This is a genomic window from Moorena sp. SIO3I6, from assembly GCF_010672095.1.
This window is the reverse complement of sequence record NZ_JAAHHU010000163.1, coordinates 1-12,154: the sequence shown is the minus strand read 5'-3', so window position 1 is coordinate 12,154 and position 12,154 is coordinate 1. Positions and strand designations below refer to the sequence as shown.

The window sequence follows — 12,154 nt, the reverse complement described above, 5'->3', positions numbered from 1 at the left end:
AACGCAGTACTCGTCAAAAAATCAAACGAGCCAGCATGGACACGAGGTATATGCTGAAAATTTTAAAAGCCTCGATTCCCTTACAGTCTAACTTATCTGGGGCATAATTTTTCGCCGCTGTACCCTGCATAAGTAGGGTCAACCTCCAAGAACATGTGGACGTGATCTGGCATTATCTCGCTTTGCGATAAGTCTCCAATTATTATCTTTGCAGAGTTCAAAAATAATTTCTTGCAATCTCATTTTTATGCTTCCGTTTAGTACTGATTTTCTCCTTTTTGGACACCAGACAAAGTGGTAATTTAGTAATGTCAACGAGTGAGGGTTTGTCCTGAAAATATATTGATTTTTACTGGTTATATCCGTTGACAGTAGCTGTATATTCAATATATAATATAAACAATGAGGTGACAATAAGATGTATGGATGCCAGCAGCACTTAATAACTACGACGGTTGAAAATCAGGCAGTTATAGAGTTCATCTGTTCGGAAGCTAATAAGCTAACAAATTGTGGCTTGTATTATTGCCGTCAAATGTTGTTCAAAAACGGCAAATACCTTAAAAACGCGGAACTGGACAAAATAATGAAAACCAACGTCCACTTTAAAGCGATGAGGTCTGCCTGCGCCCAACAGACGTTACACGGAGTTATTGAATCTTTCAAGTCTTACAAAGCCCTCAAGAAACTGTACGACAAAGGGCAGTTAACAAATAAGCCTAGAGTCCCAAAGTATCGCAAAAAGGGAGGTCTAGCTGTAGTTAGCTATCCTGCTCGATGGGTAAAACGCTGTCTAGGTCAACTAAAATTCACCTTAGGGAAACAAATCAAAATCTGGTTCGGGATTGACCATTTTCTGCTACCCATGCCATCCAATATTGACTTCCAATTAATCAAAGAGTATCGATTTGTCCCAAGAAATGGCTGTTTTTATCTGGAATTTGTATATGAAAGACCAAGCCCCGATCCGGTGTTGTCAACCGACAATGTCTTAGGTGTTGATCCAGGTCTCAATAACTGGTTGACTTGCGTTTCCAATATAGGGAAGTCATTCATTGTAGATGGCAGGAAAGTTAAGTCACAAAACCAGTGGTACAACAAGCGTGTAGCTGCGATCAAAAAAGGGAAACCTCAGGGCTATTGGGATGATCGGTTGGCCTCATTGACTGAAAAGCGCAACAGGCAAATGCGCGATAATGTAAATAAAGTCGCTAGATTCATTGTGAACTGGTGCAAAAGAAACCAAGTCAGCACAATCGTGTTTGGCTGGAACAAGCGTAATAAAGATCGTATTAATATTGGCAAAAAGAACAATCAGCAGTTCGTTCAAATCCCTACTGCTAAATTAAAAAATAGGATAGAACAACTGTGCATTGAGTACGGTATTAAATTTGTTGAGACCGAGGAAAGTTACACCAGCAAAGCTAGTTTTTTAGATCGTGACTTCCTACCTGTGCTCGGCGCGAAACCTGTTCGCGTAGCGTGCGCCAAAGCGCAGGGGTGGGCAGCAAGCGGAAAAAGAGTAAAGCGTGGACAATATCTGTCAAGTAAAGGTAATTTGATTAACGCCGATTGCAATGGGGCTGGTAACATCCTCAGAAAAGTAGAGACACAGCTAGGGTTTCCCCTAGCCGAGGTCTGTAGAGCAGTTTTGAACCTGCCACAACGATACAGATTAGACTCTTTATCTAAATCGTATCGTGAAGCAACTTCACGGAGCGCGGTTTTAACCCGCGAAGTGAAATCAGCTTAGAATCCCTGTGTTTTCAAACCAGGGAGAGTTCAATATCGACCTTACCTTAGTGTTACCTATGCCAAATTGCTCTCTGAGAATTCTCTAGAGTTACATTTAGTCAAATCTTTAACTCCAGAACAACTAGATGAATCCTTTGGCAGTGAACCTCCCGAAAGTATCATACCACAACTTGCCATTGAGCCAATACCGAAGCCTTCAGAAACGGTTTTAGACCAAATTAAACGAACTGGCACCATAAAAGTTGGTATTAGAAAAGATGCTGCTCCTTTCGGCTACATTGATGCCAACGGAGAGTGGAAAGGGTATTGCTTTGACCTACTCAATTCCTTAAAATACAAAGTTGCACAACAACTCAATAAACCCATAGAACTAGACGTTGTTGCCATTCAATCAACCTTATAAAATCGCTTTGCTATTGTCCGAGATGAAGCTGTACATTTGGAGTGTGGCCCTAATACGATTAGGAGTGAGATTGATGGAATAAAATTTTCAACACCATTTTTTATTACTGGCACACACTTTTTAGTCGATTCTAAACAACCGAGAGTCTTCAATCGTTACGAAAGCCTTGACAGTTTAAAAATTGGAGTACTTCCTAGTAGCCTCACAGAAAGATTTATTGACCAAACCTATCCTAATGCTCAAAAAATAGTTTTTCCTGGAGACATAGGTAGGTCTCAAGGAGTCAAAGCATTAGTCAATAGCGATATTGATGCCTTTGCCAGCGATGGCATTTTATTAATTGGAGAAGTCGCCAGACAAGGACTCTCCTCATCCCAGTACACCTTATCTCCATATCAGCCACTGACCTGTGATTTCTATGGCATGATTCTCCCTAAGCATGATCCGCAATGGCAACGTATTGTCAACTCCTTTATTGAAGGGGAGAAAGCTAAAGAAATTTGGGGGGGATGGTTTACAAATTTGTTTCCCTATGTTTTATTAAATCTAGAGTATTGTATTGATAAGTAAAATGTAAGCCATTAGCTAAGCATTCAGTCGTCAGCGGTCAGCGGTCAGCCTTCGCGTAGCGTGGCCAAATATCTTTGGCTGATAGCACCTCAAGTAGCGTGCTTGTAGCGCATTAGCTGAGGACTGAATCCTTACGACTAAATTAAGGACAACCTTGCTGAGATACTGTACCATCCGGCATAGTGGCATTACACAAATTAGCCCCAGTCAAATTAGCCCCAGTTAAATTAGCACCCGTTAAGTTAGCACCGATTAAGTTAGCCTCCGTTAAATTAGCCCCACTTAGATTAGCATTTTGTAAGTCAGCATAGCTTAATTTGGTTCTATACAAATAGGTATTACTTAAATCAGAGCTAGCCAGGCTAGCACCGGTTAAATCCCCCAAACTTAATGTGGCTCCTTTTAAATTAGCCTCATATAAGAGAACCACAGGAGCAAAAACCTTATCTAATTTAGCATTTTCCAATGTAGCCGATGTTAAGTCAGCATCAAATAAACGAGCAGCTACTAAATTAGCATTTGTCAGGATGGCTCGTTCTAAATTAGCGAGAGTTAAATCTGCTCCCTGGAGATTAGCATTGGTCAGATCAGAACTTACTTCTTCGGTCGCCCGTCGTTGGTAAGATTGAAGTTTAGGATTGAGTAGAATACTATTTAGATAAGCCCCTGATAAATTAGCACCTCTTAAATTAATACTTCTCCAATTACAGTTACTAAAATTACCAAAGCTCAAATCACGACCACTTAAATCCTCGCCTAGATCGCAATTGGAAAAAGTGTTGGATTGGGCTTGAGCTGGCAACCCTAGACAACCGAGACATAAGAGAGAAGAAACTAGAGTTGAAGAAACTAGAGTTATCGTTTTAAGCACCATAGTCATATTGAGTAGTTAGGATTGAATCTTGAGACCATGAATTAATACCGAGTCAAATCTATAGCCATCCCTGTCGGAGTTGTGATAGTAGTCAGTTGGAGCAACGGATGGTTAACGGATGTAACCAATGGAAGTATGGAAAAATAGAGAAGTCTCGCAAGATGGCGAAGAGGTTATCCAGAGTAACACGGATTTCTCTGAGGTTTGACTTCGGATTGATATAATAGTATACAGTAATTTCGATGTGACAGTAGTATTGATCGGAACGTCGCACCAGGGAATAGGACACAAGTAGAGTTTTTGAGCTAAATTGTACACTCGTCAACAGTAATTGACCATGAATCCAACTCGCCAACTAATCCAAAACATTTTCAAATGGATAGTAGCCTCTGTCCTAATCCTGAGTCTATTTGGATGTGCTGCCCTTCTAGATCAGTTAGGAATCGGGAATTACACTGTCAAACGGGTATCTGACGGGGATACCATTCTCGTCGCTGACAGGTTTGGCAAGGATGTCAAAGTTCGGTTTGCCTGTATCGACGCTCCAGAAATTGCCCATTCCAAAAAAGAGAAGCAAAGCCGCAAATTGGTAGACAAAAGTCAATTCAAATGGGGAAATAAAGCCAAGGAGCGACTTCAGGAACTGGTTAAACAAAGCGATAATCAGGTGGTTTTGACCGTTACTGATACTGACCGCTATGGGCGCAGCGTCAGTGAAGTACGCTTAACCGATGGCACCTTTGTCCAGGAAGTCCTAGTTAAAGAAGGACTAGCACAGGTATATCGCCCCTATCTGAAAGATTGCCCCAGTGCGGAAATGGTCGATAGTGCTGAAGCCAATGCCAAACGATATCGGCGAGGGTTGTGGCGAGACCCTAAGTTTGTTCCAGCTTGGGAATATCGTAGTTTAGCAAAAACTAAATCCTCCTCCTCCTGAGTCGGAGAGTTTTTAGTCCTGTGAGTCTTTAGTTCTTAGTAGCTAGCCAATAGCTGTTTAACAGTCTATTGGTAGTTACCACTAACGAAGGAGTAATTTGGTCATAAATGTTGCAAAATGTTAAGTAAGTCCAGACATTGATCAAAACTAAAATTTAAAACTAATGGTACTCTTCGGATTTAAGAAAAAGCTGACTGTGCCTACTGCTGAGGAAGCCTTACCGGGACGCTCAGAACTCATGCCAGTACCCGAGCGTCACTACGTCAACGGCAATCCTCTCAAACCCCCTTACCCTGATGGATTGGAAATGGCGATGTTTGGCATGGGATGTTTTTGGGGAGCAGAACGCCGATTCTGGCAACAGGAGGGAGTGTTCACTACCGCAGTAGGTTACGCTGCTGGAATTACCCCTAACCCTACTTATCAAGAGGTCTGTACAGGCATGACCGGCCACAATGAAGTGGTGCTGGTGGTATTTGACCCAAACGTAATCAGTTACGAAGCACTCTTGAAAGTCTTCTGGGAAAGCCACAATCCCACCCAAGGCATGCGCCAAGGCAATGATACTGGTACTCAGTACCGTTCAGGAATTTATACCTATTCTGAAGACCAAAAGAAGCTAGCCGAAGCCTCACAAAACGCTTTTCAGCAAGCCCTGAAGGTCGCCGGTTATGGTAATATTACCACAGAAATTATAGATGCTCCTGAGTTTTATTACGCAGAGGGCTATCACCAGCAGTACCTGGCTAAAAATCCTAATGGGTATTGTGGTTTAGGTGGCACAAATGTGAATTGCCCTGCAATTTCATAAGTCATCACTGCTGTGGTTAACAGTAATTAGTCATTGGTCATTTGTAAGTACCAAGAGACTTTGGTGGGTGACAAATGACTAATGACTAAATGCAGCAATTTAGTTTTCTGAGGCTAACTGATGCAACAGGGATGGGGGACTGTATGAGGAACAACAAAATGAATCATAAGCTAAAAACGTTGACTATAGGTTTTATAGTCGGTTTAGGATTAATCATTATTCCTAATTTACTATCCCCTTTCCTGTTTAATCCTCCAGTTTCAGCGTCATCTGCCCAGGAAAAGATTGAACGAGTAGAACTAATAGATAATCTTGGGAATTATCATTACCCTATTTCCACTACCTCAGACTTAGCTCAAAAGTATTTTGATCAAGGTTTAATTCTTGCCTACGCTTTTAATCATGCTGAAGCTGCTCGTGCTTTTAAAGAAGCAAGTAGGCTAGATCCTAATTGTGCCATGTGCTACTGGGGATTAGCTTATGTTCAAGGACCAAATATCAATGCACCAATGGCAGATGAACAAGTATCAGAGGCTTGGCAAGCAATTCAACAAGCGATCGCACTAAGTAACAAGGCATCTCCAAAGGAACAGGCTTATATTAAAGCTTTAGCACAGCGTTATTCGGAACAACCAATGGCAGATCGTTCCTCCCTTGATCTAGCTTATGCTCAGGCAATGAAGCAGGTTGTTCAAGATTATCCTGATGATTTAGATGTCGCAACTCTATACGCAGAATCCCTAATGGATACCATGCCTTGGGACTATTGGCAAGATAATGGGGAACTCAAACCAGAAGCCAAGCCAATTTTAGCAACATTAGAATCAGTTTTAGAAAGAAATCCTAAGCATCCGGGAGCTACTCACTTCTATATCCATGCCACTGAGAAAGAACAACCCAAATTAGCCATAGAAGCTGCTGATAATCTCCGCAATCTCGTTCCCGCTTCAGGACATTTAGTCCATATGCCCTCTCACATCTATATTCGAGTCGGACGTTACCAAGATGCTGTTATTGCTAATCAAAAAGCAGTTATGGCGGATCGTAACTATCTGGCATCCCCCCATCCTCAAAGTATTTATACTATTGGTTATGTTCCTCATAACTACCATTTCCTCTGGTTTGCAGCGGTAATGAGTGGACAAAGTGAAATAGCAATGGAAGCAGCACAACAAACAGCAGCAGTTGATTCAAGTCTGATTGGTAATCCAAGTTTATCTGGTATAATACAACATTTTTATGTTGTTCCACTTTATACAGAAGTGCGCTTTGGAAAATGGGATAAAATCCTAGAAACACCTGCACCAACAACTGATATGAAATATGCTACGGGTGTTTGGCATTATGCTAGAGGTATGGCTTTCACGTCTCAAGGTAAGAAAGAAGAAGCTAATCAAGAATTAGCTAAATTACAAGCTTTAATGGCTGATCCTGATTTAGAAGAATTGAAAATCTGGAGTTTTAATTCTACTGCTAGTGTTCTTAAAATTGCTGATGAAGTCTTAACCGGTTCAATTGCTACTATTGAGCAAGATTATACGACAGCAACTAGTCACTTAAAAAATGCTATTGCTCTAGAAGATAAGCTGGTTTATACTGAACCACCAGATTGGTATTCTCCTACCCGTAATTTGCTAGGCACAATCCTGCTACAAGGCAATCAGCCAGAGCAAGCAGAACAAGCTTTTCGTGATGATTTAGATATTTATCCCGAAAATGGTTGGTCATTACATGGTTTAGCAAAAAGTTTGCAAGCACAAGGAAAAACAGCAGAAGCAGAAACTATACAACAGCAATATCAACAAGCGTGGCAATATGCTGATATTGCTAAATAACCATAAAATAACCTCAGTTCCATTGCCTCAACTAGAAAGCTTCTCTAATAAATCCTTTAGCACTGGTGGTAACTTGCGCATAATCTTACCCTGCTCTCGGTCAACGGCTACTAGAATCACACGACCGGTTACGTAAAGTTCTTTGCCATCATGGGATTGAATTTTATAATTCCAGTTCATACGGACACCTTTCATTTCGGCGATGCCTGTCTTGACAACTACTGCTGTGCCCATTGGCATTGCCCGGTGATACCGTAAAGAAAGTTCTACTACTGGTAAATCGCATCCTAGCCTGACGAGATCACTATAATCCATACCCATCGAGCGTAAGTACTCCACCCTCGCTTCTTCCATCCAGCGAATGTAGGTACCATGCCAGACTATACCAGCATAGTCAGTGTGGTGGGGATGGACTCGCACTGGATAGTCAAACCATTTTGCCGTGGTGGCGGTTAGCTCATGGCTTTCCATGGTACTACCCAGCTCTATTTGAGCTGAGGTTTGGGGTGTTTCTGACATGGATCAATTTAATCGTTACTGGTATTTCACTAACTTTATAACCATAGCCAGATCAAAGTAGGCGATCGCGTCCGTGTCAAAGAGTCAATCAGTGTTTACCATCATCCTACTGATTGTAATCAGACCCTATCCTTATATCATGTCGGGATAATTACCCTTAAGAAAAATCTCCCTATCTCCCTATCTCCCAATCTCCCCACATTCCCCTCCTGGGAGGGGTTAGGGGTGGGTCCCACCCTCTCCTTAATTATGGGTATTCAACCTGACATGATATTAACCCTGTGTTGGGAGGGTTAGGAGTAACCTGGTCAGGATTTGCTAACCAAGCTGATCACCTGCTGAAAGCGATCGCACTCGGTCCCATTCAGGGTATCTGCTCATTGGTCGCCATGGTTTCTTCTGATGCTACGAGTAGGGTGCATTACTGACGCACCCTACGTTTTAGGCACTTTTCCGGCTTTTTATGCCAAGTCTGACCAGAGCTTTTTTTTTAGTTTTGTAAAGATTAGACAATCCACTGCGTAAAACTTGGATGGGCTTCAGAAATGTAAGTAGAGGTTGAATTCGAGTCAGCCAATGACCGAAACACCTCAGTATTAACATTACAAACTTCAAGGTTCAAACCAGGAGACTGATCATGTTTCGTAGTAAAGTAGCGATCTCGTCTGTAGTTCTATCTTTGGGTGTAATCAGTCACTGTCTACTCGACCCGAGTAAATTATGAAATTCTGGATGATGACGGCAGTGTAATTGGCACCAGCTCCATGTACACCAATCCCCCTAACCTCAGTGCTGGAGAAAGTGCTACTTTCGAGACGGAAATGTGGGGTGGTCGGGAATTAAAAACCACATCCGTTGACTGGGATCGTAAACCGACTCCATGATTTCGATATCAATTCACGCTTTTGAGGCACAAATTGCTGAGCAACTGAACCTAAGTATTTGGTCTTTAACTGAATTATTACCACTGAAACCCACATAATAATGTTATCAATAAATTGAAAATTGAAAGTTTTAAATTAATAACTAACAATTAACTATAGCGGTTTGCATAACTATCAGGTACACAGGATTGTTTTCCCTGTTCCCTGCTCCCTGTTCCCTGCTCCAGAAAAACCCATAACTATGTACTTAAAAAATCGCAAACCGCTATAAAAATTAACTAACAATTAACTAACAATTAACGATTTACCTGACTACGAAGTGATTAACAGTCGGAGATATTATACTCAGATTTGAGTGAACAATCAACCCACCCCTTGAGCGTAAGCAGAAGGGGTGGGTTTTTCTTGACTTTAATTACAATAGTAAGAGAGTAGCCAAAAAATAAAATACCAGTTTTTAGCTTGTAGGGTGGGCAACAACAGCTTGTTTCTTTTGATTATTCTAAATTATATTACTTTGCCCACCCTACTTTAATTGGTATTTTTTTTACACGCAAGTTCCATTAGCTAGCTGCTGACTATCCTAGACGTAGTAGGAGAAGTTGAGATCTGGAACCGTATCGATAACGACAATCTGACCAAGTGAGTCATTCTCGATCGTCCACAGGCCATTTTGTCCAGTGACAGAATTACGGAAGAAGAAATCATCAATACCATCTCGGTTAGCGTCATAGGCACCACGGAATTCCCAAGGACCGTCTGCTGGTCGGGCATCGATCAGCACTGGCTCCTGGAAAACAGTACCATCAAGCTCCCAGTAGGCAAACTGTTGGGTATTCATATTTTGCCAGATAGCATCTGCGTCACCATCGTCATCCATGTCTCCAGCCGCAACTAACTGCCAGGGATCATTAGGTGATATTATTATCTTGTTAAGATTGGTATCCGTAATAAAGGTAGCATTCTGAAATCCGTTTTGATCTATCTCCCAAACAGCAATTTCTCCGCTGGATGTGTTGTACCAGAAAATTTCTTCTGCACCATCACGGTTAACATCTCCGGTGCCACGGATTTCCCAGTTGAGGTCTGATCCTGGTTGACCTGCTGGTGCCTGAGTAATTATTGCATCCTGGAACTCGGAGCGTTCCATGTTCCAAACCCCAACAGCGCCAGTCATCTTATTACGCCACAGAGGATTCCTGATACCATCCCCTAAATCTATAACACCACGGGCTTCAAATCCAGCGTTCTCTGGTACCAACACCTCCTGACCACTTTGATCTGTAATGAACGCTGTCGTCTCAACGCTAGTGCCCTGGCCATTTAGAGTCCACAAAGCAACTTGTGCATTGACAGGATTATGCCAGAACAGATCCACACTGGGGGCTCGGGTAATTTCAATGGCATCAACTCGCCCTCGCTCGAAATTCAATTCAGGATTATTGCTATCTGCCAGTACCGAGATTTGTATTTCATCCCCTGGAGCAAGGTCTATGTTTTGAAAAAGGGGTTTATTTGGATTATCCTCAGCACTTAGGGTGCCGCTTGAATTGCCACCCCTCAGAGGGACATAATTCCTTGGCTCAGCTGTTGGATCAGGTGTATTTGCAGGTATGTTTAGATTAAAAACATATGTACCAACTTCCTGTCCATTAACACTAAATGTCAGTGGAGATTCCCCATCCTCTTCGTCAAAGTAGGCAATACGAATATCATACTTACCAGCCGGTCCATCCTGTGCTGTCCATGTAAATGTCAGCACACCGGGTTCTCCTTGCGGGTTATCAAAGTTTGAGATCTCGACGGCTCGACCCCCTGAAGCAACGAGATCAATATTGTTGAAACCGGTTATGCCGTAGTTTTGTCGCGTAACGCGAGTGCCTTCTGCTTCAATCAGAACCATAAGATAGTTTTTTCCCAAAAGTTAGTTATCTGTGTTTACACTGGTTGGCTTTTCTTTTCAGTCCTGATGCACCAAAAAATTTTTAATTACTCCATCCCAACTAACTAAGTTATGGGATGTGTCACTTACAAAAGCGATGCAGAGGTGCGACCCGTGGCGAATTTAATTACGGGTCAAACGCACCATTACGGTCTTGGGGAGGCAGTGCGGTCTTGGGGGTCTCCCCCACTCGCGGTCTGCCGTGGTTTCCCCCATGAGCGACTGCATCAAGACACTGGAATTACTCAACGTCCCTGCCATGAGATGAGATAAGAGTCTGTGCACTTTATATGTGAACTTTTGGGGAAAAATTTAATCATGCTTATCGATGTATCTAGGGTACAGTAACTTTCTAGATACATGTTTTTAGATACCTATTTCTAGATATATCGATAAGGGTAAAACACCCCCTTTAATAGTTCAAAGATGCCCTGCTCAAATTTATCCAGTGAAACTGGATAAATTTTTTGAAGCCTTTTCTAGATTTTGACTGGCTAACGATACCCTGATAAAATTCCAACCCTAAGAGATGACCTAGTCAAAAAATTAGTTTTGTTCCAGGCTTCATATTTTTTTTTTGGCGTTTTGACTGAAAAAAAATCCTACCACTAGTATAAATGCCATAAAATTCCGTAATTGTCACTATGGAATTAGATATTTTAATTAAAATTTAATAAATATTTATTAAATTTTTACTGAGTTGGTACTAAGCAAAAACTAATTATTATATAACATCAGTGAGCTAAGAATTATGAATGAGTAATTTTCCCCTGCCTCAGAGCAGTTAGGGGTTATACCAAATCCGGGTTAAAGAATTACCTTTTTCATTCAGTCCCTCTTTCATTCAGTCATTGAGGTGTGCACACAAGTTTTTGCCCCAATCAATTTACTGTGGTGCAAAATTTGAGATTAGTAATAAAATTAACTAATTTACCTGGGGGGGTGACATGCAAGCTGAAATCCTTACTGGGTAATAATTTCAGCCCATAAGTTACTTAGCGATGCAGAGGTGCGACCCGTGGCGAATTAAATTCGCCACGGGTCGCACCTAAAAGATACATTCTGTTTTGGGCGCGACCTTGGACTATGTTATAAGGGTTTGAGCTTGCCATTAAATGAAAGGAGGGTTAATTTGGGACTGTATCTTCCCTGAGCTCATTGGCATCAAAGCCTTATATACTAAGCTTTTTAGGGCTCATGTCACCCCCTCAGCTAATTTACAATAAATAATGTTCAAATGTAGCCAGCTAGGTCTTGACTTGACGAAATCTCCAAAAAGCATCTATGGAAATCAGCTCAATCAAAGAATCATCAAAATTTTTCTGACGATTAGATGCGTTTGCCCTAAAACTCGGAGATATTAGACTCAGATTGAAGTGAACAAACAGCCCACCCCTTCTGCTTACGCTCAAGGGGTGGGTTTTTCTTGACTTTAATTACAACAGTAAAGCTAGCTGCTGACTATCCTAAACGTAGAAGGAGAAGTTAGTATCTTCGACCGGAGTGATCCCGACAATATTATCATCACTCACTGAGTTATTCTCGATCATCCAGATGCCATTGTCTCCAGTCATGGAATTACGGAAGAAGAAATCATCAATACCATCGTTGTTAGCGTCATAGG

At 41.7% G+C, this 12,154-nt stretch carries 13 protein-coding genes and 1 pseudogene; 9 read left to right on the top strand and 5 right to left on the bottom strand.

Annotation, left to right across the window (positions count from 1 at the left end; genetic code table 11):
* Positions 1 to 138: 138 nt before the first annotated feature.
* The gene (locus F6K49_RS53680) at positions 139 to 315 is read right to left on the bottom strand and encodes a transposase (protein ID WP_366514245.1); all 177 of its coding nucleotides are present in this window, start codon (positions 313 to 315) and stop codon (positions 139 to 141) included.
* A gap of 103 nt (positions 316 to 418) precedes the next feature.
* Here F6K49_RS53680 and F6K49_RS29085 point away from each other — a divergent pair, with 103 nt between their 5' ends.
* The 3 genes from F6K49_RS29085 (at position 419) to F6K49_RS53670 (ending at position 2,728) form a co-directional block, all read left to right on the top strand.
* Complete coding sequence (locus F6K49_RS29085) at positions 419 to 1,753, top strand: transposase (protein WP_293064536.1); 1,335 nt, start codon at positions 419 to 421, stop codon at positions 1,751 to 1,753.
* 66 nt (positions 1,754 to 1,819) lie between these two features.
* On the top strand, positions 1,820 to 2,158 hold the full coding sequence (locus F6K49_RS53675; RefSeq protein ID WP_366514244.1) for a hypothetical protein: 339 nt from the start codon (positions 1,820 to 1,822) through the stop codon (positions 2,156 to 2,158).
* A gap of 36 nt (positions 2,159 to 2,194) precedes the next feature.
* Positions 2,195 to 2,728, top strand: coding sequence for a transporter substrate-binding domain-containing protein (locus F6K49_RS53670; RefSeq protein ID WP_366514243.1), 534 nt, complete (start codon positions 2,195 to 2,197; stop codon positions 2,726 to 2,728).
* 142 nt (positions 2,729 to 2,870) lie between these two features.
* On the opposite strand, the gene F6K49_RS29075 is transcribed toward F6K49_RS53670, so the two are convergent.
* Together F6K49_RS29075 and F6K49_RS29070 are read right to left on the bottom strand one after the other, a co-directional pair.
* Positions 2,871 to 3,608, bottom strand: coding sequence for a pentapeptide repeat-containing protein (locus tag F6K49_RS29075; protein WP_293102212.1), 738 nt, complete (start codon positions 3,606 to 3,608; stop codon positions 2,871 to 2,873).
* An 85-nt stretch (positions 3,609 to 3,693) separates the two neighbouring features.
* Positions 3,694 to 3,927 carry a hypothetical protein gene (locus F6K49_RS29070; RefSeq protein ID WP_293028172.1) on the bottom strand — a complete coding sequence of 78 codons (234 nt, stop codon included), beginning with the start codon at positions 3,925 to 3,927 and terminating at the stop codon, positions 3,694 to 3,696.
* 12 nt (positions 3,928 to 3,939) lie between these two features.
* On the opposite strand from F6K49_RS29070, the gene F6K49_RS29065 reads away from it, so the two are divergent.
* The 3 genes from F6K49_RS29065 to F6K49_RS29055 all read left to right on the top strand — a co-directional run bounded on the left by F6K49_RS29065 (position 3,940) and on the right by F6K49_RS29055 (position 7,185).
* Complete coding sequence (locus tag F6K49_RS29065) at positions 3,940 to 4,539, top strand: thermonuclease family protein (protein WP_293028170.1); 600 nt, start codon at positions 3,940 to 3,942, stop codon at positions 4,537 to 4,539.
* A gap of 163 nt (positions 4,540 to 4,702) precedes the next feature.
* Positions 4,703 to 5,350: a peptide-methionine (S)-S-oxide reductase MsrA gene (gene msrA, locus F6K49_RS29060; RefSeq protein WP_293028168.1), complete on the top strand. Its 648-nt coding sequence runs from the start codon at positions 4,703 to 4,705 to the stop codon at positions 5,348 to 5,350.
* Between the two features lie 158 nt (positions 5,351 to 5,508).
* On the top strand, positions 5,509 to 7,185 hold the full coding sequence (locus F6K49_RS29055; protein WP_293102210.1) for a hypothetical protein: 1,677 nt from the start codon (positions 5,509 to 5,511) through the stop codon (positions 7,183 to 7,185).
* A gap of 27 nt (positions 7,186 to 7,212) precedes the next feature.
* Here the strand turns inward: F6K49_RS29055 and F6K49_RS29050 are convergent, their stop codons facing one another.
* A complete protein-coding gene (locus F6K49_RS29050) occupies positions 7,213 to 7,704 on the bottom strand; it encodes a thioesterase family protein (RefSeq protein WP_293028164.1) in 492 nt (163 codons plus the stop codon).
* 51 nt (positions 7,705 to 7,755) lie between these two features.
* Between F6K49_RS29050 and F6K49_RS53665 the strand changes: the two genes are divergently transcribed.
* Positions 7,756 to 8,001 (top strand): ferredoxin-thioredoxin reductase variable chain, encoded by a 246-nt coding sequence (locus F6K49_RS53665; protein ID WP_364301172.1) that lies wholly within the window; start codon positions 7,756 to 7,758, stop codon positions 7,999 to 8,001.
* A 413-nt stretch (positions 8,002 to 8,414) separates the two neighbouring features.
* Positions 8,415 to 8,588 (top strand): annotated as a pseudogene (locus F6K49_RS29045) (FxLYD domain-containing protein); the annotation flags it as partial.
* Positions 8,589 to 9,171: 583 nt separating this feature from the next.
* On the opposite strand, the gene F6K49_RS29040 reads toward F6K49_RS29045, so the two are convergent.
* Positions 9,172 to 10,491: an FG-GAP-like repeat-containing protein gene (locus F6K49_RS29040; protein ID WP_293028162.1), complete on the bottom strand. Its 1,320-nt coding sequence runs from the start codon at positions 10,489 to 10,491 to the stop codon at positions 9,172 to 9,174.
* A 111-nt stretch (positions 10,492 to 10,602) separates the two neighbouring features.
* Between F6K49_RS29040 and F6K49_RS29035 the strand changes: the two genes are divergently transcribed.
* Entirely contained in the window at positions 10,603 to 10,803 is a 201-nt protein-coding gene (locus F6K49_RS29035; protein WP_293028160.1) for a hypothetical protein, read from the top strand.
* Positions 10,804 to 12,154: the final 1,351 nt, after the last annotated feature.

Excerpts from the sequence above, each read along its gene's own strand:
- F6K49_RS29065 (WP_293028170.1), top strand. The coding sequence starts at position 3,940 with ATGAATCCAACTCGCCAACTAATCCAAAACATTTTCAAATGGATAGTA.
- F6K49_RS29055 (WP_293102210.1), top strand. The coding sequence starts at position 5,509 with ATGAATCATAAGCTAAAAACGTTGACTATAGGTTTTATAGTCGGTTTA.
- msrA (WP_293028168.1), top strand. The coding sequence starts at position 4,703 with ATGGTACTCTTCGGATTTAAGAAAAAGCTGACTGTGCCTACTGCTGAG.
- F6K49_RS29085 (WP_293064536.1), top strand. The coding sequence starts at position 419 with ATGTATGGATGCCAGCAGCACTTAATAACTACGACGGTTGAAAATCAG.
- F6K49_RS29075 (WP_293102212.1), bottom strand. The coding sequence starts at position 3,608 with ATGACTATGGTGCTTAAAACGATAACTCTAGTTTCTTCAACTCTAGTT.
- F6K49_RS29050 (WP_293028164.1), bottom strand. The coding sequence starts at position 7,704 with ATGTCAGAAACACCCCAAACCTCAGCTCAAATAGAGCTGGGTAGTACC.
- F6K49_RS29035 (WP_293028160.1), top strand. The coding sequence starts at position 10,603 with ATGGGATGTGTCACTTACAAAAGCGATGCAGAGGTGCGACCCGTGGCG.
- F6K49_RS29040 (WP_293028162.1), bottom strand. The coding sequence starts at position 10,491 with ATGGTTCTGATTGAAGCAGAAGGCACTCGCGTTACGCGACAAAACTAC.